Here is a 21,873-nt window from a genome sequence, read left to right as displayed (position 1 = left end):
CCTCGGGCGTGGCCGACCGGTGTGTGCAGGCACACGTCTCGGGACGTGGACCACCGGGAATTGCCCCACCTCCCCACGAGTTGCCGCAGACGTACCCGTACACCGACAGACAGGACAGCCATGCCTTTCGAAGCAGTCAACGAGACCCTCTACACCATCGCCGCCTCCGCCCAGGGTGGACGTGAGGGCCGCGTGCAGAGTGAGGACGGCGTGGTCGACCTGCCCCTGGGCAAGCCGGGCAGCAAGAGCAACCCCAAGGCCAACCCGGAGACGCTGTTCGCGTCCGGCTACGCCTCGTGCTTCAACGGCGCGCTCGCAGCCGTCGCCGGCCGTGAGGGTGTCGACGCCAGCGCGTCCACCACCACCGCCGACGTGACCTTCGGCAAGACCGACACGGGCTTCGGCCTCGCGGTCACCCTCGTCTCGGAGGTCCCCGGGGTCGATGACGCGACGGCCCAGCGCCTCGCCGAGCTCGCCCACGAGTTCTGCCCCTACTCCAAGGCGACGCGCGGCAACATCGACGTCACCATCTCGGCCAAGGGCATCTGACCCCGGTCCCCAGCAGCACACAGGCGGGGTATGGCGCGTGGTCACCACGCGCCATACCCCGCCTCTGTGTGTGCCTCCGTCCCAGGGTCCCGTCGTGGGGACCGACGGTCAGAACAGCTGGTCGAGCAGGCCGCTGTCGACGTCGTAGAGGAAACCGCCGACGGAGACCGTGCCGGGGATGAGCGGGTGGCTGCGGACCGCGGCGACGTCCGCACCGAGCGCGGCCCGCTGGTCGGTGACCACGTGGAAGCCCTGCCAGGAGGCGTCCTGCCCGGACGACTCGCCGATCTTCGCCCGCAGCTCCTGCTCGCTGTTCGAGGCCATGGCGCACCGGGTGTGGGGCACGATGAGGATGCGTTCGACGCCGAGCAGGTGGACGCCGAGGACCAGCGCCTCGAGGGCGTTGGAGGTCACCCGCCCGCCGGGGTTGCGGAAGATCTTGGCGTCGCCGGGCTGGAGGCCGACGAGTCGCAGCGGGTCGATCCGCGAGTCCATGCAGGTGACGATCGCGACACCTGCGTGCGCGATGCCGTCGAACCCGCCGGTCGAGAACTCGGTCTCGGCGTAACGCTTGTTCGCCTCGATCAGGTCGTCGAATCCTTGTGCACTGATGGGTGATTCGCTCACAGCAGCCCCGGTCTCTTAGGGATGGACATGGCCATCGGCTTGGTGGTGGAGGCAAAGAAGTCGTTGCCCTTGTCGTCGACCACGATGAAGGCGGGGAAGTCCTCGACCTCGATCTTCCAGACCGCCTCCATGCCGAGCTCGGCGTACTCGAGGACCTCGACCGACTTGATGCAGTCCTGCGCGAGGCGGGCCGCCGGGCCGCCGATCGACCCGAGGTAGAAGCCGCCGTGGGCATCGCACGCGTCGGTCACCTGCTTGGAGCGGTTGCCCTTGGCCAGCATGACCATCGACCCGCCGGCGGCCTGGAACTGGTCGACGTAGGAGTCCATCCGGCCGGCGGTCGTCGGGCCGAACGAGCCGCTGGCGTAGCCCTCGGGCGTCTTGGCCGGACCTGCGTAGTAGACCGCGTGGTCCTTGAGGTACTGCGGCATGCCGTCGCCGGCGTCGAGGCGTTCCTTGATCTTGGCGTGCGCGATGTCGCGCGCGACGACGAGGGGGCCGCTGAGCGAGAGCCGTGTCTTGACAGGGTATTTCGTCAGCTCGGCACGGATGTCGTCCATCGGGCGGTTGAGGTCGATGCGCACGACGTCGTCCTCGCCCTCGAGGTGCTCGTCGGTCGTCTCCGGGAGGAAGCGGGCCGGGTCCGTCTCGAGGACCTCGATGAAGACGCCCTCGGGAGTGATCTTGCCGAGGGCCTGGCGGTCCGCGGAGCAGGACACCGCGATGGCGACCGGGAGGGAGGCCCCGTGGCGGGGGAGGCGGACGACGCGGACGTCGTGGCAGAAGTACTTGCCGCCGAACTGCGCCCCGATCCCGAAGTTGCGGGTCAGCTCGAGCACCTGCTCCTCGAGCTCGGTGTCACGGAACCCGCGGGCGGTCATCGCCCCCTCGCGTGGGAGGTCGTCGAGGTACTTCGCGCTCGCGTACTTGGCTGTCTTCAGGGCGAACTCGGCACTCGTGCCGCCGATGACGATGGCCAGGTGGTAGGGCGGGCAGGCGGCCGTGCCGAGGGAACGCAGCTTCTCGTCCAGGAACGCGAGCATGCGCCCGGGGTTCAGGATCGCCTTGGTCTCCTGGTAGAGGAAGGACTTGTTGGCGCTGCCGCCACCCTTGGCCATGAAGAGGAACTTGTAGGTGTTCTCGTGGCCCTCGGCGGTGTCGGCGTAGAGCTCGATCTGCGCGGGGAGGTTGGAGCCGGTGTTCTTCTCCTCCCACGTCGTCAGCGGCGCCATCTGCGAGTAGCGCAGGTTGAGGCGGGTGTACGCGTCGCTGACACCGCGGGCGATCGCGCGCTCGTCGGTGCCCTCGGTGAGGACGTGCTGGCCGCGCTTGCCCATGACGATCGCGGTGCCGGTGTCCTGGCACATCGGCAGCACGCCACCGGCGGCGATGTTGGCGTTCTTGAGCAGGTCGAGGGCGACGAACTTGTCGTTGTTGCTCGCCTCCGGGTCGTCGAGGATGCGCCGCAGCTGTGTCAGGTGGGCCGGCCGCAGGTAGTGGGCGATGTCGTGCATCGCCGTGTCGGTGAGCAGCCGCAGCGCCTCGGGCGCCACCTCGAGGAAGGTGCGACCCCCGGGCCCCTCGACCGTCCGGACGCCCTCGGTCGTCAGCAGGCGGTACCCCGTCTGGTCGGGACCGATCGGCAGCAGGTCCTCGTAGGGGAACTCGGGCTCCGGCGGGTTCTCCGGCGTGTCCGGCATGGTGCTCCTGTCCTCAGGTCGCCGCAGCGACAACAGCTCGTGACTACCGCTCGTGACTAGAGCTCGTCGAGGCTGGGGGCGTAGGCCCCGGCCTTCCCGACGGTGACTCCACTCGTGGCCAGCCCGCGGTCGACGGCGGGGCTGACGTCCTCCAGTGTCGCGCTCCGCAGCCGCTCGCGTGCACCCGGGTCACCCAGCAGCCCGGCGACGACGAGCCCGGACACGAGTCCGGCCATGAAGGAGTCGCCGGCACCGACGGTGTCGACGACCCGGTCCGCCCGCGCGGGCTCGGTCACGACCTGCTCACCGGCGGCCACGCGGTAGACCACGCCCTCACCGCCGAGCGTCACCAGGGTCATGCCTGCGCCGAGCTCGACCCACAGGGCCATGACCTGCTCGGGGGAGCGGTCGGGGTAGAGCAGGTCGAGGTCGTCCTCGCTCGCCTTGACGACGTCGGACAGACCGACCAGCTCCTCCACGCGGTCGCGGACGGCGTCGAGGTCGCCCATGATGCTCGGGCGGATGTTGGGGTCGTAGGACACGGTGCCGACCTCGCGGACCGCGCGCAGGGCCGCGGTGACGCTCTGCGCCCCCGGCTGGAGCACCGTGGCGATCGAGCCGGTGTGGACGTGGCTCGTGCCCGGCTCGAGGACGACCTCCGGCAGCTCCCAGAGGAGGTCGAAGTCGTAGCTCGCTGCGCCACCCTGGTCCAGGGTCGCCGCGGCGACGGAGGTGCGGGCCGCGCCCAGGCTCGCCGGCAGCACGTGCACGCCGTGCCGCTTGAGGTGACCGGCGATGCGGGAGCCGCGTTCGTCGTCGCCCAGCCAGGTCGCGAAGTCGACCCGGTGGTCGAGCCGGGCCAGGCCGACGGCGACGTTGGCCGGGCTGCCGCCGATGTGCTCTGCGGACTCGCCGTTGGCATCGGTGACGATGTCGACGAGTGCCTCGCCGACGACGAGCAGGCGCTGGCTCATGGGGCGTCCTGGAGGTGGGGGGTGGCGTGGTCGAAGTCGATGGAGCTGTAGGCCCGCAGCTTGGCGAGCTGGTGGTGGCCCTCGATCAGCCGGATCGTGCCGGACTTGCTGCGCATGACGAGGGAGTGCGTCGTCACGCCGCCGGCTCGGTAGCGGACCCCGCGGAGGAGCTCGCCGTCGGTGATCCCGGTGGCGACGAAGAAGCAGTTCTCGCCGCTGACCAGGTCGTTCGTCGACAGCACGCGGTCGAGGTCGTGACCGGCGTCGATGGCGCGCTGGCGCTCCTCGTCGTCCTTGGGCGCGAGGCGTCCCTGGATGACGCCACCCATGCACTTGATGGCACACGCGGCGATGATCCCCTCGGGGGTGCCGCCGACACCGAGCAGCAGGTCGATGCCGGTCTCGTCGCGGGCGGCCATGATCGCCCCGGCGACGTCGCCGTCGGAGATGAGGCGCAGGCGCGCCCCCGCCTCGCGGACCTCGGCGGCCAGCTTGTCGTGGCGCGGGCGGTCGAGCATGACCACCGTGACGTCCTCCACGGTCTCGCGCTTGGCCTTGGCGACCCGGCGGATGTTCTCGGCGACGGGGAGGCGGATGTCGACGGCGTCGGCGGCCTCGGGGCCGGTGACGAGCTTGTCCATGTAGAACACCGCAGAGGGGTCGTACATGCTGCCCCGGTCAGCCACGGCCAGCACCGCGACGGCGTTGGACTGACCCTTGGCCGTCAGCGTCGTCCCGTCGATGGGGTCGACCGCGACGTCGCACTCGGGACCGTTGCCGTCGCCGACCTCCTCGCCGTTGTAGAGCATGGGCGCGTCGTCCTTCTCGCCCTCGCCGATGACGACGACGCCCTGCATCGAGACCGTCGAGATGAGGGTCCGCATGGCCTCGACCGCTGCACCGTCCGCGCCGTTCTTGTCACCCCGCCCGACCCAACGGCCACCGGCCATGGCGGCGGCCTCGGTGACGCGGACGAGCTCGAGCGCGAGGTTGCGGTCAGGGGCCTCCCTGCCGACGCGAAGGGATGAGGGGAGGTGCTGCTCGGACATGCATCAGATCCTTCACGCGGCGGCGGGTGAGTGCCCCGAGACTATCGGTGGCAGGGGCAGTTGGCGCCCAGCGGTCCGCGTCAGGGACGATGGTGGCGTGAGCACCCAGGCACCCCGCAGTTCCTACGCCAACGGCTCCGTGCCCAACATGATCCGGTCCCTGCTCGTGATCGGTGCCCTGGTCGCGGTCCTCGTGGCGGTGGTGCCTCGCGTCAACAACGTCACCCAGCCGCCGGTCGACGTCGCTGGCGCGTCCGTGGAGGTCGCGCGCGAGAGCGGCTGGCCTATCGAGGTGCCGACGAACCTGCCCGACGGGTGGCGGGCGACGAGCGTGCGGTACGAACGCTCCACCGACGGCCTGATGGTCTGGCACGCCGGCTACCAGTCGCCCACGGGGAACTACGTCGCGATCGAGCAGACGAAGGACGCCACCGCGAAGTGGATCGAGGCGCAGACCAACCGCGCCGCGGCGAAGGGCACGGTCGAGGCCGGTGGCCGCACGTGGACGACGTACGTCCGCAGCGGCAAGGTCCAGAACAGCCTCGTCCACGAGGCGGGTGCGGGTGACGAGCTGACGACGATCATCACCGGGACCGGCACGCTCGACGAGCTGAGCGCCTTCGCCGGGACCCTGCAGAAGGCTCCCGCAGGCTGACGCCGCCGCGGTGCCCCGCCGGCTCAGGAGCCGTCGACGTCCTCGGTGAGGGCTGCCTCGGCGTCGTCGAGCCAGGTGCTGCAGTGGGCCGCGAGCGCCTCGCCGCGCTTCCAGAGCCGCATGCTCTCCTCGAGACCCACCTGGCCCCCCTCGAGCTGGGCGACGATGCCGATGAGCTCGTCGCGAGCCGCCTCGTAGGACAGCTCCGCCACGTCGGGGAACTGGTCGGTGGACGAGGTCTGCTCTGCTCCCTTGGCCATGGGGCAGGAGCCTAACCGGCCTCGGCCGGCTGGCCCGCCGGCAGGCCCACGACGCGGGTCGCGAAGTCACCGCGGGCCACCCGGACCCGAAGGAGCTCGTCGGGGGCGACGTCGTCCTGGTCCATGACCACGCGGCCGTCGCGGTGCTGCACCACGGCATACCCACGCTCGAGGGTGGACAACGGCGAGAGGGTGCGGACCTGTGCACGGAGGTGGCCGATGTGGTCGGTGGCCCGGTGGACGGAGGCGAGGACGCGGCGCTGCGAGCGTGCGGTGAGCGCATCGAGCTCGGCCCGCCGCGCGTCGATCATCGCGGCAGGGTTGGCGACGACGGGCCGCGAACGCAGCGCCACGAGGTGACGTCGCTCGCTCGCGACGTGACCCGCGAGGGCCCGTCGGGCCCGCTCACGCGACTGGCGTATGCCGTGCCGCTCCTCCTGCGCGTCCGGCACCACCCGCTTGCCGGCGTCGGTGGGGGTGGAGGCGCGCCAGTCGGCGACGTGGTCCAGCAGCGGGGTGTCCACGTCGTGGCCGATGGCCGAGACGACAGGGGTGCGGGCGGCGGCGACGGCGCGCAGGAGCGCCTCGTTGCTGAACGGCAGGAGGTCCTCGACCGAACCCCCACCGCGGGCGATGACGATGACGTCGACCCCGGCGACGGCGTCGAGCTCGGCGAGCGCGGCCATCACCTCCTGCACGGCCTGCGGCCCCTGGACGGCGACCTCACGGATCTCGAAGCGGACGGTGGGCCAGCGCCGCCGGGCGTTCTCGACGACGTCCTTCTCCGCCGCGCTCGCCCGCCCGCAGACGAGGCCGACGGTCCGCGGGAGGAAGGGCAGCGGCTTCTTGCGGTCGGGGTCGAACAGGCCCTCGGAGGCGAGCGTGCGCTTGAGGTGCTCGACCCGCGCGAGCAGCTCGCCGACCCCGACCGGTCGGATCTGCCGGGCGTCGAGCATCAGCGAACCGCGCTGGGTCCAGAAGACGGGCTTCGCCTGCAGGACGACCCGGGCCCCCTGGGCGACCGGGACCGGCATCGCGTCGAGGGCGTTGGTCGAGATCGCGACCGACAGGGACATGTCGACGTCCGGGTCGCGCAGGGTGAGGTAGGCCGTCCGGGACCCCGGTCGGCGGGTGAGCTGCACGACCTGGCCCTCGACCCACAGGACCGACATCTTCTCGACGTACTCGGCGATCTTCATGCTCAGCAGCCGCACCGGCCAGGGCGACTCGGCCGTCGTGTCGCCGGCCCGCTCGGGCAGGGTCGGGCGCTGCTCGGGGCCGGTCACGGGGCTCACTCTAGGAGACGGCACCGACGGCCTCGCGTGTCGACGCCCCTGCCGGTCGCCCTGGGCGCAGGATCGGCCCATGAACACCTTCGTGTGGATCCTCCAGGTCGTGCTGGCGCTGGTGTTCCTGGCCACGGGCGCCCTCAAGCTCGTCCAGCCGAAGGAGAAGCTGCGCGAGCAGATGCGCTGGGTCGACGGCTTCTCCCAGGACACGATCCGCGGGATCGGGCTGGCCGAGGTCCTGGGCGCGCTGGGCCTGGTGCTCCCCGGGTGGCTGGACGTGCTGACGTGGCTCACGCCGCTGGCTGCCAGCGGCCTGGTGCTGGTGATGGTGGGCGCCATCGCGACCCACCTGCGGTTGCGCGAGTGGCCCATGGTCGCCGGCAACGTCGTCCTGGCCGTCCTCGCGCTCGTGGTGGCCTGGGCGCGGTTCGGGTCCTACCCGCTCTGACCGCGGGTCTGGCGCCGGCGGGCGGCCCGCAGCATCGCGCGCTGCAGGGCGATCGGCTCGGGCGCCGGTGGGAGCGGGGTGGCCGCGATCGGGCGACACGCGTCGAGGAACAGCGCGACGTGCCGCCGCCACGCTTCCGGGAGGTCGTCACGGGTCGTCTCGATCACGCCCGCGACGGCGAACGTGAGGACGGGGAGGTCCTCCGGGCTGAAGTCGGCCCGCAGGACGCCGGACGACTTGGCCCGGTCGATGACCTCCACGACGGTGCGGTAGCCACGCTCGCGACGTCCGGACGAGCCGAGCTCGCGACGCCCGGACGAACCACGCGCCGCCGTCGACGAACCACGCCCCAGCGGGACGGACTGGATGAGGTGGGTGAACCCGCGGTTCTCGGCCTGCAGGGCCGCCATCCGTTCGACCAGGCCCACGAATCCGGCCCACGGGTCGTCGTCCGTGAGCGCCAGGTCGGCACTGGCCTCGTACTGCCGGAGGGCGTCGTCGAACGCCTCGGCCACGAGGTCGGCACGGTCGGGGAAGCGGCGGTACAGCGTCGCGATCCCGACACCCGCCCGTGCGGCGACCTCGGTCAGTGGAGCGGACACGCCCTGCTCGGCGAACACCGCCTGCGCGGCCTGGACGATGCGGGCCCGGTTGGCCTCGGCATCGACGCGCAACGGGGGTGGGGTGGTCACGTCCACACACTAACCGGAATAGGTCCTCCACTTCTTGCGTTGTGCCTCCCGACAGAGTGGAGGATGGCCTCCACTTGATGACTCGAAGGACGTCGACCGATGAACACCGTGCTCTGGATCCTGCAGATCGTGCTCGCCTTCTTCTTCGCCATGGCCGGGGTGACCAAGCTGAGCCAGCCCAAGGAGAAGCTGCGCGCCCGACTCCCCTGGGTGGAGGACTTCTCGGCGGGGACGGTCCGGTTCATCGGCGCCGTGGAGCTCCTCGGCGCCATCGGGCTGGTCCTCCCGGCAGCCACCGGGATCGCCGTGGTCCTGACCCCGCTCGCCGCTGTCGGCCTCGCCGTCGTCATGGCCCTCGCCGCGGTGACCCACCTGCGCCGTGGCGAGACCCAGGCGCTGGCGATCAACGTGCCGGTCCTGCTCGTCGCAGCCTTCGTGGCGTGGCAGCGCTTCGGGCCGCAGGCGTTCTGAGCGGTGGTGGGCGATTGGGGTGCCCCGGCGCGGCAACCTACGATGGAGTCATGACTGACACCATCGGACAGCCCACCCAGCGCGTGCTCCTCGCCGCGCCCCGCGGCTACTGCGCCGGCGTCGACCGCGCCGTCGTGACGGTGGAGAAGGCCCTCGAGCTCTACGGTCCGCCGGTCTACGTCCGCAAGGAGATCGTCCACAACAAGCACGTCGTCACCACGCTCGAGAAGCGCGGGGCGATCTTCGTGGAGGAGACCGACGAGGTCCCCGAGGGTGCGACGGTCATCTTCAGCGCCCACGGTGTGGCCCCCGTCGTCCACGAGGAGGCCAAGGCGCTGAGCCTGAAGACCATCGACGCCACCTGCCCGCTGGTCACCAAGGTGCACCGTGAGGCGGTCCGGTTCGCCGGCGACGACTTCGACATCCTGCTCATCGGTCACGAGGGCCACGAGGAGGTCGTCGGGACGTCGGGGGAGGCGCCTGAGCACATCACCCTCGTCGACGGCCCCGACGACGTCGCCAACGTCACCGTGCGCGACCCGGAGAAGGTGGTCTGGCTGTCCCAGACCACGCTGTCCGTCGACGAGACCATGGAGACCGTCCGCCGACTGCGCGAGCGGTTCCCGTCGCTGCAGGACCCGCCCAGCGACGACATCTGCTACGCCACCCAGAACCGCCAGCTCGCCGTCAAGCAGATGGCCCCCGACTGCGACCTCATGATCGTCGTCGGGTCGCGCAACTCGTCCAACTCGGTCCGACTCGTCGAGGTGGCTCTCGAGCACGGCTCACGCGCCGGTCACCTCGTCGACTACGCCGACGAGATCGACCCCACCTGGCTGGAGGGCGTCTCCACCGTGGGGGTGACCTCCGGTGCGTCGGTGCCCGAGGTCCTCGTGCGCGACGTCCTCACCTACCTGGCCGAGCGCGGGTACGCCGACGTCACCCCGGTGGTGGCCGCCCAGGAGAGCCTGCTCTTCTCGCTGCCCAACGAGATCCGTCGTGACCTCAAGGCCCGTGGGCTGAGCGACAAGATGCGTCACGACGGCGCGTTCGAGGAAGCCGGCTCCCTGCACTGACGGATGCCGCGCGGCGCCGTGCGCGGGCACTGCACGGATCTGGACGCCCGCGCGGGTACGGTCTGACCATGATCGACCTGTCGGCGACCAAGCGCCGCATCCTGCAGCGGCTCGTCGCCCGCGGGCCCGCCGTGGTCGACCTGTCCCTGCTGGACTCCGTGCCGCGGCGGCTGCTGCGCCCGCTGCGCCGGGACGGCCTGGACCCGGTGCGCCGCTCGGGGCCGGGGTCCGGTGACCCGGTCCACCGCCTCGCGCACATGTTCGGGATGAACATCTGGCTCGTCTCCGGCCACCCGGAGGGCAAGGCGGTGCTGGCCGACCAGAAGCGCTACAGCAACGACGTCCGGCCGTACGTCGGTGCCAGCGGCGGAGCCGTCGGCGGTCTGGGGTTCACCGACCCGCCGGAGCACACCCGCCTGAGGGGTCTGCTGACGCCGGAGTTCACGATGCGTCGGATCCAACGGCTGACCCCACGGATCGAGCAGATCATCGACACCCAGCTCGACCTGATGGCCGCCAAGGGCGCGGACGTCGACATCGTCGAGGACTTCGCCTTCCCGATCCCGTTCCTCGTCATCTGCGAGCTCCTGGGGCTGCCGGCCGAGGACCGCGCCCGCTTCCAGGCCCTGTCGCACGCGAGGTTCGACGTGTCCGCCGGTGGCGCGGGGGCCTTCGGCGCGATCTCGTCGTCGAGGGAGTTCCTCCTGGAGGCGACGCGGCGCCAGCGCAGGGACCCGGGGGACGGCCTGCTGGGGAGGATCATCGCCGAGGCGGGCGACGAGGTGAGTGACGAGGAGATCGCGGGGCTCGCCGACGGCGTCTTCACCGGCGGGTACGAGACCACGGCCAGCATGCTCGCCCTCGGAACCCTGGTCCTGCTGCGCGACCGACCCCACTTCGAGCTCGTCCGCGACGACCCCACGGCGATCGACCGGGTGGTGGAGGAGATGCTGCGCTACCTGTCCGTGGTCCAGATCGCCTTCCCCCGGTTCGCCCTCGAGGACCACGAGCTCTTCGGTCGCAAGGTCCGCAAGGGTGACGTCGTCATCGTCCAGCTCGCCCGCGGTGACCGGGACGCCAGGATCGGGCCGAACCTCGACACCTTCGACCCGCTCCGCCCGCCGTCACCGCACCTGGCCTTCGGCTACGGGTTCCACCGGTGCGTCGGCGCGGAGCTCGCGCGCCTCGAGCTGCGGATGGCCTTTCCCCGGCTGGCCCGCCGGTTCCCCGACCTCCAGCTGGCGGTCCACCCGTCGACGCTGCGGTTCCGCGACCAGTCGATCGTCTACGCGGTCGACTCCCTGCCGGTCCACCTGGGCGTGCCGTCGTCGCCGAGCACCTCAGGAGCCCGCCCCAGCGACTCGGGCGACAGGTCCAGCTGAGGGCGGGCGTCCTCGGCGGTGGCCGCGTCGAGCAGCTCCACGGCGGTGAGCACCCGTGGGCCGGTCTCGACGGGGCGGGCGACGGGCAGCTCGTCCTCGACGACCTGGAGCTCGTGCATCCGCCGGGCCGTGACGAGGACCCGCGACTCGAGCGCCCCCACCATCTGGTTGTAGGCCTCGACCGAACGCTGCAGCGCTCCACCCATGCGGGCGGTGTGGGCACCGAGGGTGCCGAGCCTCGCGTAGAGCTCGCGGCCCACCGACATCAGCTCGCGGGCGTTGGCCGTGAGGGCGTCCTGCTGCCACGTGAACGCCACGGTGCGCAGCAGGGCCATCAGCGCGCCCGGGCCGACGAGGACGACGCGTCGTGCCATCGCGTCCTCGTGCAGGCTGGGGTCGGCGGCGAGTGCCGCGGACAGCATCGCCTCGCTCGGCACGAAGCACACCACCATCTCGGGTGAGGTCTCGAACGCCGACCAGTAGTCCTTGGCCGCCAGGGCCCGGACGTGCCCCTGGAGTGCCGTCGCGTGCTCGCGCAGCAGCCGGGCCCGCTCGTCGGCGGGGAGGTCGTCGGCCTGGGCCTTGAGGAACGAGACCATCGGCGCCTTGGCGTCCACGACGAGGAACTTCTGCCCGGGGAGTCGCACCACCACGTCGGGGCGCACCTGCCGGTCGTGCCGGCTGACGCGGTGCACCTGCTCCTCGAAGTCGCACCGGGAGAGCAGGCCGGCGTGCTCCAGCACGCGGCGCAGCTGGACCTCGCCCCAGGCGCCTCGCACGGTGGACGCGTTGAGCGACCCGGCCAGGCTCTGCGTCTGACGGCCCAGGGCCGAGGTCGAGGCGTGGACCTGCGCGATCGTCTGCTCGAGGGCTGCGTACTGGTGGGTCCGGTCGCGCTCGAGCGTGCCCACCTGCTGCTCGACGCGGCCCAGTGCGTCCCGCAGGGGGACGAGCGCGGCGGCGGTCTGGGCGTCGTCCGACAGGGCGGCCTCGAGGTCGATGACGCGCTCGCGCAGCAGGTCGCGCTCGGCGCTCACGCCGGCCGCCCGGGCCGTCCCGAGCTGGCGGCACACCGCGACAGCCACGACGGCACCGAGGGCGAGGCCGACGAGGAGGGCGAGGACGAGTTCCATGTCGAGGACTGTGGCAGACCGCACCGACAGCGAGAGGGAGGCGCTCGGCGGGTAGCGTTCCGGCATGTCCGAAACCGCTGCCGACTCCCGCCGACCCCTCCTGGCTGATGGCGACGTCGTGGTGCGCGGGGTCGAGGACGGAGTGGATCCCGCCGACCTGCGCGCCTTCGAGGTGCGTTGGCAGGACGAGCGGGTCGGACGGGTCGAGCTGCTCCTCGGCGAGACCGGGGACGCCGAGGTCATCTGGGTGTTCGTCCCCGAGTACCGCGCCGTCGGCATCGTCGAGCGGGCCCTGCGGCTGGTCCTGCGGTGGGCCTTCGACGACCTCGGCCTGCTGCGCGTCGAGGCGAGGGTGCAGGACGCGGACCGCGACGGGGTGCGGGCCGCGATGCGGGCCGGGCTGCGCAAGGAGGGCGTGAGCCGCTCCCAGAACGTGCCCGGAGGGAGGGGCGACGTGGTGGTCCTCGGTGGGCTCGCCGACGACCCGTCGCCGGACAGCCGCGAGGGGTTCATCGCCCAGCTCAACTCGGCGCTGCCCACCAAGCGGGCCATCGCCCAGGGTGTCCTGCGCGACCGGCAGGACCGTGTCCTGCTGTGCGAGCTCGTCTACAAGCAGGAGTGGGACCTGCCCGGTGGTGTCGTGGACCCGCACGAGTCACCCGCCCACTGCGTCGTCCGGGAGGTGCGTGAGGAGCTGGGTGTCGAGGTCGAGGTCCGCGGCCTGATCGCCGTGAACTGGCTCCCGCCGTGGCGCGGCTGGTCCGACGCGACCGTGTTCGTCTTCGACCTCGGGGTCGTGGACGCCGACTTCGTCGCCTCGACGACGTTGCAGCCGAGGGAGATCCTGGCCGTGCACTGGGTTGGCGAGGAGGACCTCGAACACCGCGTCGCGCCATACAACCAACGCCTGCTCGCCTTCCTCGCGACGCACACCGGACCCACTGCCTACCTCGAGGACGGCCTGCCGGCCCTCTGAGGTGAGCCTCTTCACGTCGGCCGCGCGGCACCCGCGGTCGTGGGTGAGACTGTGCGGGTGAGCGAGTTCGACGACGGTTCAGCAGTGGTGGCACGGGCGCAGGAGCAGGGAGCCTACGACGCCGCGCTCGGAGACGGGTGGCGCATCGGTGGGGGCGTGAACGGCGGGATGCTGCTGTCGATCGCCGGTCGGGCGCTCGCCGCGGAGCTCGGCACCTCCGACGGCGACCGGCCACCCCACCCGCACCCCCTCGCGATCAGCGCCTACTACCTGACTCCCGGCGTCCCCGGCCCTGCCACGGTGCGCACCTCGGTCCTGCGCCGAGGTCGTGCTGTGTCGAACGGCCAGGCGTCCCTCCTCCAGGACGACGGCGCGGGCGGTGAGGTCGAACGCATCCGGGTGCTGGCCACCTACGGTGACCTCGCCACCATGGACGACGAGGCGACGACGACGGCCACGCCGCCGGAGCTCCCGCCGCCGGACGAGTGCCTCACGACCGAGCAGGCGCCGCCGCAGTTCCTCAAGGCCGCCTCCCTCCTCGAGCGGCTCGACCTGCGGCTCGACCCCGCCACGACCGGGTGGGCGATGGGCAGGCCCTCGGGCAACGGGGTCATCCGCGGCTGGCTGCGGATGGTCGACGGCCGTGAGCCCGACCCGCTGCTGCTCCTGCTCGCCGTCGACGCGCTGCCGCCCGTGGCGTTCGAGCTGGGCCTGCCGGGGTGGGCGCCGACCCTCGAGCTCACCGCCCACGTACGCGCGCGTCCGGCACCGGGCTGGCTGCGCGTCAACCTCACCAGCCGCACCATGTCGGGGGGCTACCTCGAGGAGGACGCCGAGGTCTGGGACAGCCGGGGACGGTTCGTCGCCCTGTCCCGCCAGCTGGCAAGGGCCGCCACACCGCGACGGTAGACTCTCGGCCTTGTGGCTCTCACTATCGGAATCGTCGGTCTGCCCAACGTCGGCAAGTCCACGATGTTCAACGCCCTGACCAAGAACAACGTGCTCGCCGCGAACTACCCGTTCGCGACCATCGAGCCCAACGTCGGGGTCGTGCCCCTGCCGGACGCCCGCCTGGGCAAGCTCGCCGAGATCTTCTCCTCCGAGAAGATCCTCCCGGCGACGGTGTCCTTCGTCGACATCGCCGGGATCGTCCGCGGCGCCTCCGAGGGGGAGGGGCTGGGCAACAAGTTCCTCGCCAACATCCGTGAGGCCGACGCGATCTGCCAGGTCGTCCGTGCGTTCGAGGACGGCGACGTCGTCCACGTCGACGGCAAGGTCTCGCCGGCGTCGGACATCGAGACGATCCACACCGAGCTCATCCTCGCCGACCTGCAGACCCTCGAGAAGGCCGTGCCGCGCCTCGAGAAGGAGTCGCGGATCCAGAAGGAGAAGAAGGCCTCCCACGCGAACGCCGTGGCGGCCCAGAAGGTCCTCGAGGAGGGTCACACCCTGTATGCCGCGGGGGCGGCCGCCGGGGTCGACCTCGCCGATGCGCGTCAGCTCGGCCTGCTGACGACCAAGCCGTTCATCTACGTGTTCAACCTCGACGAGGACCAGCTCGGCGACGCCGAGCTCCACGCCTCGCTGCGCTCGCTGGTCGAGCCGGCGGACGCGGTGTTCCTCAACGCCAAGCTCGAGATGGACCTCATGGAGATGGAGGCGGACGAGGCGATGGAGCTGCTGGAGTCGTTCGGTGCCACCGAGTCCGGGCTCGACCAGCTCGCCCGCACCGGGTTCCACACTCTCGGCCTGCAGACCTACCTCACCGCGGGTCCCAAGGAGTCGCGCGCCTGGACGATCGGCCGGGGCTGGACCGCCCCGCAGGCCGCCGGGGTCATCCACACCGACTTCCAGCGCGGGTTCATCAAGGCCGAGATCGTGTCGTTCGACGACCTCGTCGAGGCGGGGTCCATGGCGGCGGCCAAGTCCGCCGGCAAGGTCCGCATCGAGGGCAAGGAGTACGTCATGGCCGACGGCGACGTGGTGGAGTTCCGCTTCAACGTGTAAAGCCGCAGGTCAGGGCCTGTTTAGGCGTCATCTGCCCTCACAGTGCCCTCACCAGATCCGAGGACCTCGGCCACGAGGCGGGCTGACGCGTCGCGGACTCGGTCTTCAGCCGACGGCCACAGGTGGGCGTAGGTGGTCAGAGTGGTGGTCGACTTGGCGTGGCCCAGAGCCCGCTGGACCACCACGACGTCGCAGCCAGAGGCGATGAGCCCGGAGGCGAAGAAGTGCCGCAGGTCGTGCAGCCGGACGCCCTCGATCCCGGCCCTGGACAGGGTGGTCCGCCACCGGTAACCGACGGTGTTCTGGTGGGGCGGAAGGCCCTCTACGCCCGCGAAGAGCCAGCCGTTGAAGAGGCCCAGTTCGACGTGCCGGGCGAGCATCTGGGCGAGCGCGTCGGGGATGTGGACGGTGCGCTCGGAGTTGTACTTCGGGAGCCGGATGTCGAGCTCGCCGCCGGTGAGTCGCTGGACCTGTCGGCTGACCTGAACCTGGCGGCGCAAGAAGTCGACGTCCTCGACGCGCAGGGCTGCGGCTTCGCCAAGGCGTAGGCCGGCGAAGGCGCACAGCCCGACGAACGCCGTGAACCGTGGGTCGGAGGCGTCGAGAATGCGTCGAACGACCTCTGGGGCGGGGATCGTCATCGCCGCTTCGCGTTTGCGCAGGCGGGGGAGGCGGACCGAGAGGGTGGGGTCGACGGCGATCATCCCGTCGCGGACGGCAGCACGGAAGACCGATCGCACGTTGACGAACCGGGTCTTGATCGTGCCGGGCGCCAAGGGTCGTGGTCGCTTCTGGGTGGGGATGGTCATCGACTTGACCCACGCCTCGATGTGGCTGGGGCGGACGCGGCGCAGGTCGACGTCGGCGAAGGTGGTCGACCGGGCGGCCAGTGACATCGCCTGCCGGGTGCCGTCGGTCCAGACCTGGTCGCGTTCCCACGCCTCGAAGTAGCGGACGAAGGAGACCTTCCCTGCCTTGGGGTCGACCCACCGTCCCCGATCCAGGGCATCGAGCTGCTGACGCCTCCACCGGACTGCGTCGGCCTGCCTGGGGAACGACCGCTCGTGCTGCCGACCCGTCTCGGGGTTGCGGTACCGCGCGCGCCAGGACTCACCGCGACGGCTGACTCCCTCAGGCATCGAGATTTCCATGGTGCTGCGCGATGAACGCCATGCCATTCCTCTCCGAGGTTCGCCACGTTAGCCGCGACCTCCGACGACGGTCGAGGGCGACTGGTGGCCCGTTCCGGACGTTCACGGTTGTGCCCGGACCTGACAGCCATTCCTGCCGGTGACCACCGACGACGACCCGTCGGCATTCGTCGGTGACAAGCCGAACCCACCACCATCGCTAGGAGATCGTCGTCATGAACCAGAACGCGAAGAACCAGGAGCAGCTAGGGCTGTGGGACAGCACTGGTGACCCGCAGAACGCGGGTCGCCGCACGTCACGGCCTGCACCTCCACTGCCGGCCCGCCGGCCGGCAAAGCCGATGGAGTACCAGGAACTGTGGGACATCGACGACCTGGCCAACTACCTCGGGGTGCCCAAGCAGACGATCTACTCGTGGCGAACCACGGGCTATGGACCCAAGGGGATCCGGATCGGGAAGCACCTGCGCTGGCGTGCAGCGACCGTGATCGCCTGGACCCTCGGACTGGAACAGCAGTGACGCGAGATGGCCGCGTAGCCCGTTCGTGCCCTCGCTGCGGCCGGGTCATCCAGGAGGCGTGGCCACCTCGACCCGGACGACCCAAGCGGTGGTGTTCGCCGCAGTGCCGCCGAGCAGCGTCGGAGGAGCGACGCGCGGCGGACAGCGGAGCGATCGGCATCCGGTACATCGACACCGTGGTCTCGATCGAGGACCACGTCCGGGCCGTCCTCAGCTCTCCAGCCGCCTGCCGCCGGGTGCTGCGGGAACTGGGGGACCGCGCCGCCCGCGGCGACCTCGTTGACGCGAGGTGGCGCAGCGTCCTGACCGACCTGGAGCACCTGCGTCAGCCCGCAGGTTGGCCGCGGGAGCGCTACCTGTGGCGCCGTTGAAGGAGATTCGTCCGCCATAACCTCGCCGACAATGCATGAGGTGTGTGGGACATGGGGTTTGGCTTTTCGTTGGGGGGTACGACGTCGACAAGGCGGCCTGTTTCCGTGCTGTCGACGTCGCTCCGGGTACCGGGCCGGCCAGCTCTCGGATCAGCTGTGACAGGGCATCGCGGACGAAGCGCAGTCAGGTGCGGACCTGGACGAACCGTTGGTGGTCATCGCTGCCGTCGGAGACCTGTTCGTGGGTACTGATGACGCCCTGGAACAGCTGGCGCTGCCGCGGTTGCGGGCCGGGGCGCCGCGTCGGCAGGGCACCACTCGGCAGGAGGCCTCACATGCCAGCCGCGCCGGGCACCTCGTCTACCGGTCCACCGGGACATGGGCTCGACCAGCGTGGAGGTTCGCCGGCTCGAGCGTGAACCAGACGCTCATCCCGGCCGCGTCCAGCTGCGAGCCCCACCTCGTCGAGAACGCGTCCACGAGTTGCAGTCCACGACCGTGAGCAGCCAAGGGGTCCTTAGTGACGCTGCTGGGGTCGACGACGACGGTTGAACCGCTGTCACGAACGGTCGCGGTCATGACACCTTGGTCGAGCAGGACGCGGACTTCACAACCGGCGTCGGTGTGGAGCAGTGCGTTGGTGACCAGCTCGCTCAGGCACAGGACAGCGTTGCTGACGGTGCCCTCGTCGATGTCCCAGGATGCCAGGGTGGTGTGCGCGAAGTGGCGGGCGTGAGCGACCGCTCGAGGGTCCGGAGCGACCGAGTACGTCGCCGCTCGTGCGCCGTCCGGTACCGGCTCCGCGTCCAGGGACCTGCTCGCATGGGTGGTGGTGCGCTGCACGCGGCGTAGGTCCGCGCCCAACTGCGTTCCGAGGTCCTCGAGCTCAGCCAGTTGTTCCTGGTCGAAGGGTTGGGGGGCGTCGAAGAACAGGGCGTACCCGCCCTGAACGTGACCGGCTGCAACGATGGGCAGGAACGCCAGCGCCATCGTCTGCGGGGCCTGGTGGTCGATAAACGCTGGGTAGCCGACCGCCAGGTCGTCCAGCGAGCCGAGTACTGCCTCGCCGGTCCGCACGGTGTGGGTCAGTGGGACATGGTCGTACGCGTCGATCTCACACCAGGTGACGCGCTGCCCGTCGTCGCGGTCGCTGGCGGTGAACAGCAGCCGTCGCCCGCCACCCTCGGCCAGTGCCAGACCGGCCCGGTGGACCCCCGGGACGTCCGCCAGTCGCGAGAGCGCGGACCGCGCCCACGTCTCCCCCTCTGGGACTGGCCTGCTTGCGACCGTATGCGCCACATCCGCAGAATATCCGCCCCCGACGGCACTCGCCGGGCTCGCGACGAAGCAGCCGGCGCCTCAGCCCGCGCGCTATAGGGGGCCGCCAGGAGGCCAATGCGTGCACGGTCTGGACTGACAAACGGAGGTGGGTCCCCTCGGACCTCTGCGCCACTTCGGGTGAACTGATGCGGACCATCGGCGACAACTGCCGGGTAACTAGCCGCTGAAGGCGATCGACGCTGCCGATTGCGCAGTGGGGCACTAGCGTCGGTTCAATCCCTTCAGCAAAGGCGCGCTCGAGAGGACTCTGCGTATGTCGACTGGCACGCCCGGACCACCAGCCCCCGGCAGCAATGTCCGGGTAGTGACGCTCCGCCTTCGCACCGTACTCATCGGTCTGGGGATCGCTCTGGGCGTACTGGCCGCACTCGAGTTCGTACTGCGGGCACAGAAGGGGCTGACGCTGATTGCGATCGCACTGTTCCTGGCCATTGCCATCAACCCCGCCGTGGAGTTCTTCCAGCATCGTGGGCTGGGACGCGGGGTGGCCGTCGCTATCGTCTCCAGCCTGGCTGTGGGCGTCTTTGGGCTGCTGGGTCTGGTCTTCATCCCACCGCTCGTCACGCAGGTCTCGCACCTCGTCACCGCCCTGCCGGTGCTGGTCGATGACCTCACCAAGGGTCACGGACAGCTGGGGTTCCTCGAGCGCAGGTACCACGTCGTCGAAAGCGTTCGGGAGGCGACGACAAAGCCGACCTCCGGGACGTTGAGCGGGGCGGCCACTCCCGCATTCGGCATCGTCAAGGGCGTGGCGACAACCTTCACCGGCACGGTCATCATTGCCTTCCTGACTCTCTTCATGCTCCTCGAGGGTCCTGAATGGCGGCGACGTGTCTCCGACCTGATACCTGAGACCCACATGCTCCCGGCTGAGCGCATCGGCGCCGGGGTGTACCGGTCCGTCCGGGGATTCGTCACCGGCAACTTGCTGGCGAGCTTCATTGCCGGGGTCGTGGCGACGGTGACGCTGCTGCTCGTCGGTGTCCCGTACGCCCTACCGCTCGGTCTGTTCACGGCCATCCTCGAGCTGGTCCCCTACATCGGGCCGGCGGTCGTCACGATCCTGCTCAGCCTCGTCGCACTGACCGAAAGTCCGGTCGCCGCCGCGATCGTCTTCGTCGTCATGCTCCTCTACCACCTGATCGAGGGCCACACCCTTCGCCCACTCATCTACGGCCGGGCCCTGCAGCTCTCGGCCTTGGCGGTCCTGATTGCGATCATCCTGTGCACCGAAGTCGCCGGCATCCTGGGGTCATTGGCCGCCATCCCGATCGCGGGTTCTGTCCAGGTGATCATCGTCGAGGTGTTGGAAGAACGGGAGCGACGACGAGCCGGCAGCGTTCCAGGGGCACGTCAACCCACCGAAGCCGTGGATTGACGTGCCCCGGCCCACACTGAAGGAAGAACGCCGCTCGTGCAGCAGAACGCGTTGCGCGAGGCGCATCCGGAGCCAGCGATGAGGGTCGTGGATCGAGTCGACCGCTTTCAGCGGCGCAGGCGCTGGGTCGCGCTGCCGATCGCGGTGGCATACAAGTTCTTCGACGACCAAGGCAGCTACCTGGCCGCCTTGATCGCCTACTACGGCTTGGTTTCCCTGTTTCCACTCCTCCTGCTCTTGTCCTCACTGCTCGGCTTCGCCCTCCAAGGCAACCCGCGCCTGCAGCTGGACATCTTGTCCTCGACGCTGAGCCAGTTCCCCGTCATCGGAGCACAGCTGCGCAGCACCGGGCTGCGCGGGAGCGGGATGGGAGTGATCGTCGGCCTGCTGGGCTCTCTGTACGGCGCGCTGGGGGTCGCCCAGGCCGTGCAGAACCTCATGAACGTGGCATGGGCGGTGCCGCGCAACCGGCGACCCAACCCGATCTCCGCTCGCGTCCGCAGCCTGCTGCTGCTGGCGACAGCGGGAGCCGCGGTGATCACCACCACGGTCCTGTCCGCGCTGGGGGCGACCGCAGCATCCTTCGGAGCCACCTCGTTGGGGTGGGGCGTGAAGGCGCTCCTGTTGCTCATCTCCGTCGCGGTCAACGCCGGAGTGTTCCTGCTGGCCTTCCGGATCGCGACGGCCCAGCAGGTGAGTTGGCGGTTTTCAGCGCCGGGCGCTCTGAGCGCGGCTGTGGCTTGGCAGGTCCTGCAGGTCTTCGGCGCCCTGCTCGTCGGCAACGTCTTGAAGCACGCCACCGCTGTCAACGGGGTCTTCGGTCTCGTGCTCGGGCTCTTGGCATGGCTGTACGCGACGGCATTGACCATCGCCTTGTCCGTCGAGCTCAACGTGGTGCTGGCCAAGCGACTGTGGCCGCGCGCGCTACTCACGCCGTTCACCGATGACGTCAACCTGACCCACGGCGACCGCCGCAGCTACACCGACGCTGCCAAGGCCCAGCGAGCCAAGGGCTTCGAGACCGTTGACGTCAGCTTCCAGAACGAGGGTCAGAACGCGACCCGCCAGAGCGGGCCCACGAACAACCCTCCCGCATGACGCGGCCCGTCCCCAACGCCATGACAACCGATCTCGTGGGCGCCTTCGGCCAAGAGGCGAACCGCTCGTGTGCGGGGACAGAGACATGCGTTCGGCGGCCTCGGCCGTGTCGGCTGCTTGGGCCAGGAGCGTCAAGAGCTCCCGCCGCGCTGCGACAGACCGTTCGCGCGAGCAAAGACGTCGGGGCGACTAGCCGAGGAGGTCGGCTCGATCGTCACCGCGATCAGATCGCTCGGTGCCACCCGCGATGCCCGCTTTTACCGTCTGTTGACCGAGCAAATGGTTTGTTGCTGGCGTTCCCGGGGAATTGGTCTGTCACGTGGGCGCGCGTAGGGCCTACCTGTTCGGCGAGGAGCCATCGTGACCACGACCCACACACCTGAGAACCGTTCGGCCCCCAGGACTTCGGAGCCACCAGATCACAACGATCTCCGGGAGCACCTGTCGGAGGGGTATTTTCCAGGCACACGTGACCACTTTTTGGCGGCGCTGGCACGTCGACATGCTCCCACGGCCCTGCTGTGGGAGCTGGGGCGTCTCGCGCCCCATCGCCGATACGACAGCGTTGACCAGGTCTGTGCCGACCTAGAGGCACGCACGTGCCCGGATTTTGTCACCGAGCCGATTTGAGTCCGAAGCTGCACCAGCACTCCGAGTGATGCATGCCGTTGAGAGCGTGACGCCTAAAGAGGCCAACCCGCGGTGCGTTCCATCAGGCGGCGGCA

Annotated in this window: 24 protein-coding genes; 14 read left to right on the top strand and 10 right to left on the bottom strand. The window is 70.2% G+C overall.

Annotated elements, in window-relative coordinates; translation table 11 throughout:
* Positions 1–120: 120 nt before the first annotated feature.
* Positions 121–549, top strand: coding sequence for an Ohr family peroxiredoxin (locus ASC58_RS03935; protein WP_056918395.1), 429 nt, complete (start codon positions 121–123; stop codon positions 547–549).
* Between the two features lie 108 nt (positions 550–657).
* On the opposite strand, the gene ASC58_RS03930 is transcribed toward ASC58_RS03935, so the two are convergent.
* The 4 genes from ASC58_RS03930 to glpX are packed head-to-tail and all read right to left on the bottom strand — an operon-like array spanning position 658 to position 4,899.
* Positions 658–1,176 carry a carbonic anhydrase gene (locus tag ASC58_RS03930; RefSeq protein ID WP_056915431.1) on the bottom strand — a complete coding sequence of 173 codons (519 nt, stop codon included), beginning with the start codon at positions 1,174–1,176 and terminating at the stop codon, positions 658–660.
* Positions 1,173–2,876: a fumarate hydratase gene (locus ASC58_RS03925; RefSeq protein ID WP_056918394.1), complete on the bottom strand. Its 1,704-nt coding sequence runs from the start codon at positions 2,874–2,876 to the stop codon at positions 1,173–1,175. The genes ASC58_RS03930 and ASC58_RS03925 overlap by 4 nt, the downstream gene beginning before the upstream one ends.
* Positions 2,877–2,932: 56 nt before the next feature.
* Positions 2,933–3,850, bottom strand: coding sequence for a carbohydrate kinase (locus ASC58_RS03920; RefSeq protein ID WP_056918393.1), 918 nt, complete (start codon positions 3,848–3,850; stop codon positions 2,933–2,935).
* Positions 3,847–4,899 carry a class II fructose-bisphosphatase gene (gene glpX / locus ASC58_RS03915; RefSeq protein WP_056918392.1) on the bottom strand — a complete coding sequence of 351 codons (1,053 nt, stop codon included), beginning with the start codon at positions 4,897–4,899 and terminating at the stop codon, positions 3,847–3,849. The genes ASC58_RS03920 and glpX overlap by 4 nt, the downstream gene beginning before the upstream one ends.
* 97 nt (positions 4,900–4,996) lie before the next feature.
* On the opposite strand from glpX, the gene ASC58_RS03910 reads away from it, so the two are divergent.
* The gene (locus ASC58_RS03910; protein WP_056915427.1) at positions 4,997–5,554 is read left to right on the top strand and encodes a DUF4245 domain-containing protein; all 558 of its coding nucleotides are present in this window, start codon (positions 4,997–4,999) and stop codon (positions 5,552–5,554) included.
* Positions 5,555–5,577: 23 nt separating this feature from the next.
* On the opposite strand, the gene ASC58_RS03905 is transcribed toward ASC58_RS03910, so the two are convergent.
* Positions 5,578–5,814 carry an exodeoxyribonuclease VII small subunit gene (locus ASC58_RS03905; RefSeq protein WP_056915426.1) on the bottom strand — a complete coding sequence of 79 codons (237 nt, stop codon included), beginning with the start codon at positions 5,812–5,814 and terminating at the stop codon, positions 5,578–5,580.
* Between the two features lie 11 nt (positions 5,815–5,825).
* Positions 5,826–7,100 (bottom strand): exodeoxyribonuclease VII large subunit, encoded by a 1,275-nt coding sequence (gene xseA, locus ASC58_RS03900; RefSeq protein ID WP_056918391.1) that lies wholly within the window; start codon positions 7,098–7,100, stop codon positions 5,826–5,828.
* 79 nt (positions 7,101–7,179) lie between these two features.
* On the opposite strand from xseA, the gene ASC58_RS03895 reads away from it, so the two are divergent.
* The gene (locus tag ASC58_RS03895) at positions 7,180–7,551 is read left to right on the top strand and encodes a DoxX family protein (RefSeq protein ID WP_056915424.1); all 372 of its coding nucleotides are present in this window, start codon (positions 7,180–7,182) and stop codon (positions 7,549–7,551) included.
* On the opposite strand, the gene ASC58_RS03890 is transcribed toward ASC58_RS03895, so the two are convergent.
* A complete protein-coding gene (locus ASC58_RS03890) occupies positions 7,539–8,243 on the bottom strand; it encodes a TetR/AcrR family transcriptional regulator (protein ID WP_200947717.1) in 705 nt (234 codons plus the stop codon). The two genes, ASC58_RS03895 and ASC58_RS03890, sit on opposite strands and share 13 nt — an antisense overlap.
* A gap of 99 nt (positions 8,244–8,342) precedes the next feature.
* Between ASC58_RS03890 and ASC58_RS03885 the strand changes: the two genes are divergently transcribed.
* The 3 genes from ASC58_RS03885 (at position 8,343) to ASC58_RS03875 (ending at position 11,172) form a co-directional block, all read left to right on the top strand.
* The gene (locus ASC58_RS03885) at positions 8,343–8,714 is read left to right on the top strand and encodes a DoxX family protein (protein WP_056918389.1); all 372 of its coding nucleotides are present in this window, start codon (positions 8,343–8,345) and stop codon (positions 8,712–8,714) included.
* 50 nt (positions 8,715–8,764) lie between these two features.
* The gene (locus tag ASC58_RS03880) at positions 8,765–9,790 is read left to right on the top strand and encodes a 4-hydroxy-3-methylbut-2-enyl diphosphate reductase (protein ID WP_056918388.1); all 1,026 of its coding nucleotides are present in this window, start codon (positions 8,765–8,767) and stop codon (positions 9,788–9,790) included.
* A 68-nt stretch (positions 9,791–9,858) separates the two neighbouring features.
* Entirely contained in the window at positions 9,859–11,172 is a 1,314-nt protein-coding gene (locus tag ASC58_RS03875) for a cytochrome P450 (protein ID WP_157598342.1), read from the top strand.
* Here ASC58_RS03875 and ASC58_RS03870 read toward each other — a convergent pair.
* Entirely contained in the window at positions 11,076–12,305 is a 1,230-nt protein-coding gene (locus ASC58_RS03870; RefSeq protein WP_056917238.1) for a DNA recombination protein RmuC, read from the bottom strand. The genes ASC58_RS03875 and ASC58_RS03870 overlap by 97 nt on opposite strands.
* 64 nt (positions 12,306–12,369) lie before the next feature.
* Between ASC58_RS03870 and ASC58_RS21240 the strand changes: the two genes are divergently transcribed.
* From ASC58_RS21240 to ychF, 3 genes are read left to right on the top strand one after another with little or no spacing between them, the layout of a single operon-like run.
* On the top strand, positions 12,370–13,281 hold the full coding sequence (locus ASC58_RS21240; RefSeq protein ID WP_082552890.1) for an NUDIX hydrolase: 912 nt from the start codon (positions 12,370–12,372) through the stop codon (positions 13,279–13,281).
* Between the two features lie 57 nt (positions 13,282–13,338).
* Positions 13,339–14,190 carry a thioesterase family protein gene (locus ASC58_RS03860; protein WP_200947716.1) on the top strand — a complete coding sequence of 284 codons (852 nt, stop codon included), beginning with the start codon at positions 13,339–13,341 and terminating at the stop codon, positions 14,188–14,190.
* A 12-nt stretch (positions 14,191–14,202) separates the two neighbouring features.
* Positions 14,203–15,288 (top strand): redox-regulated ATPase YchF, encoded by a 1,086-nt coding sequence (ychF, locus tag ASC58_RS03855; protein WP_056918386.1) that lies wholly within the window; start codon positions 14,203–14,205, stop codon positions 15,286–15,288.
* 20 nt (positions 15,289–15,308) lie between these two features.
* On the opposite strand, the gene ASC58_RS03850 is transcribed toward ychF, so the two are convergent.
* The gene (locus ASC58_RS03850; RefSeq protein ID WP_056918385.1) at positions 15,309–16,427 is read right to left on the bottom strand and encodes a site-specific integrase; all 1,119 of its coding nucleotides are present in this window, start codon (positions 16,425–16,427) and stop codon (positions 15,309–15,311) included.
* 227 nt (positions 16,428–16,654) lie between these two features.
* On the opposite strand from ASC58_RS03850, the gene ASC58_RS21505 reads away from it, so the two are divergent.
* Both ASC58_RS21505 and ASC58_RS03840 read left to right on the top strand, forming a co-directional pair.
* On the top strand, positions 16,655–16,960 hold the full coding sequence (locus ASC58_RS21505; protein WP_235529078.1) for an AlpA family transcriptional regulator: 306 nt from the start codon (positions 16,655–16,657) through the stop codon (positions 16,958–16,960).
* 176 nt (positions 16,961–17,136) lie between these two features.
* Positions 17,137–17,331: a hypothetical protein gene (locus tag ASC58_RS03840; protein ID WP_056918384.1), complete on the top strand. Its 195-nt coding sequence runs from the start codon at positions 17,137–17,139 to the stop codon at positions 17,329–17,331.
* A gap of 360 nt (positions 17,332–17,691) precedes the next feature.
* Here ASC58_RS03840 and ASC58_RS03835 read toward each other — a convergent pair whose 3' ends face one another.
* The gene (locus ASC58_RS03835; RefSeq protein ID WP_056918383.1) at positions 17,692–18,630 is read right to left on the bottom strand and encodes an ATP-binding protein; all 939 of its coding nucleotides are present in this window, start codon (positions 18,628–18,630) and stop codon (positions 17,692–17,694) included.
* Positions 18,631–18,925: 295 nt separating this feature from the next.
* Here ASC58_RS03835 and ASC58_RS03830 point away from each other — a divergent pair, with 295 nt between their 5' ends.
* The 3 genes from ASC58_RS03830 (at position 18,926) to ASC58_RS21910 (ending at position 21,778) form a co-directional block, all read left to right on the top strand.
* Entirely contained in the window at positions 18,926–20,050 is a 1,125-nt protein-coding gene (locus ASC58_RS03830; RefSeq protein WP_082552889.1) for an AI-2E family transporter, read from the top strand.
* A gap of 36 nt (positions 20,051–20,086) precedes the next feature.
* On the top strand, positions 20,087–21,148 hold the full coding sequence (locus ASC58_RS03825) for a YihY/virulence factor BrkB family protein (RefSeq protein WP_235529077.1): 1,062 nt from the start codon (positions 20,087–20,089) through the stop codon (positions 21,146–21,148).
* A gap of 360 nt (positions 21,149–21,508) precedes the next feature.
* Complete coding sequence (locus tag ASC58_RS21910; protein ID WP_162246813.1) at positions 21,509–21,778, top strand: DUF2795 domain-containing protein; 270 nt, start codon at positions 21,509–21,511, stop codon at positions 21,776–21,778.
* Positions 21,779–21,873 lie beyond the last annotated feature (95 nt).

The sequence above is a fragment of the Phycicoccus sp. Root101 genome (genome assembly GCF_001426245.1).
Lineage (GTDB): Bacteria > Actinomycetota > Actinomycetes > Actinomycetales > Dermatophilaceae > Pedococcus.
Note: the sequence above shows the minus strand (reverse complement) of the source record. Positions and strands in the feature narration are given on the sequence as shown.

Bases quoted from the DNA above. Each gene is read 5' to 3' on its own strand.
- ASC58_RS03920 (WP_056918393.1), bottom strand. From the start codon at position 3,850: ATGAGCCAGCGCCTGCTCGTCGTCGGCGAGGCACTCGTCGACATCGTC.
- ASC58_RS03870 (WP_056917238.1), bottom strand. From the start codon at position 12,305: ATGGAACTCGTCCTCGCCCTCCTCGTCGGCCTCGCCCTCGGTGCCGTC.
- ASC58_RS03925 (WP_056918394.1), bottom strand. From the start codon at position 2,876: ATGCCGGACACGCCGGAGAACCCGCCGGAGCCCGAGTTCCCCTACGAG.
- ASC58_RS21240 (WP_082552890.1), top strand. From the start codon at position 12,370: ATGTCCGAAACCGCTGCCGACTCCCGCCGACCCCTCCTGGCTGATGGC.
- ASC58_RS03935 (WP_056918395.1), top strand. From the start codon at position 121: ATGCCTTTCGAAGCAGTCAACGAGACCCTCTACACCATCGCCGCCTCC.
- ASC58_RS21505 (WP_235529078.1), top strand. From the start codon at position 16,655: ATGAACCAGAACGCGAAGAACCAGGAGCAGCTAGGGCTGTGGGACAGC.
- ASC58_RS03905 (WP_056915426.1), bottom strand. From the start codon at position 5,814: ATGGCCAAGGGAGCAGAGCAGACCTCGTCCACCGACCAGTTCCCCGAC.
- ASC58_RS03880 (WP_056918388.1), top strand. From the start codon at position 8,765: ATGACTGACACCATCGGACAGCCCACCCAGCGCGTGCTCCTCGCCGCG.
- glpX (WP_056918392.1), bottom strand. From the start codon at position 4,899: ATGTCCGAGCAGCACCTCCCCTCATCCCTTCGCGTCGGCAGGGAGGCC.
- ASC58_RS03895 (WP_056915424.1), top strand. From the start codon at position 7,180: ATGAACACCTTCGTGTGGATCCTCCAGGTCGTGCTGGCGCTGGTGTTC.
- ASC58_RS03885 (WP_056918389.1), top strand. From the start codon at position 8,343: ATGAACACCGTGCTCTGGATCCTGCAGATCGTGCTCGCCTTCTTCTTC.
- ASC58_RS03830 (WP_082552889.1), top strand. From the start codon at position 18,926: ATGTCGACTGGCACGCCCGGACCACCAGCCCCCGGCAGCAATGTCCGG.
- ASC58_RS03875 (WP_157598342.1), top strand. From the start codon at position 9,859: ATGATCGACCTGTCGGCGACCAAGCGCCGCATCCTGCAGCGGCTCGTC.
- ASC58_RS03850 (WP_056918385.1), bottom strand. From the start codon at position 16,427: ATGCCTGAGGGAGTCAGCCGTCGCGGTGAGTCCTGGCGCGCGCGGTAC.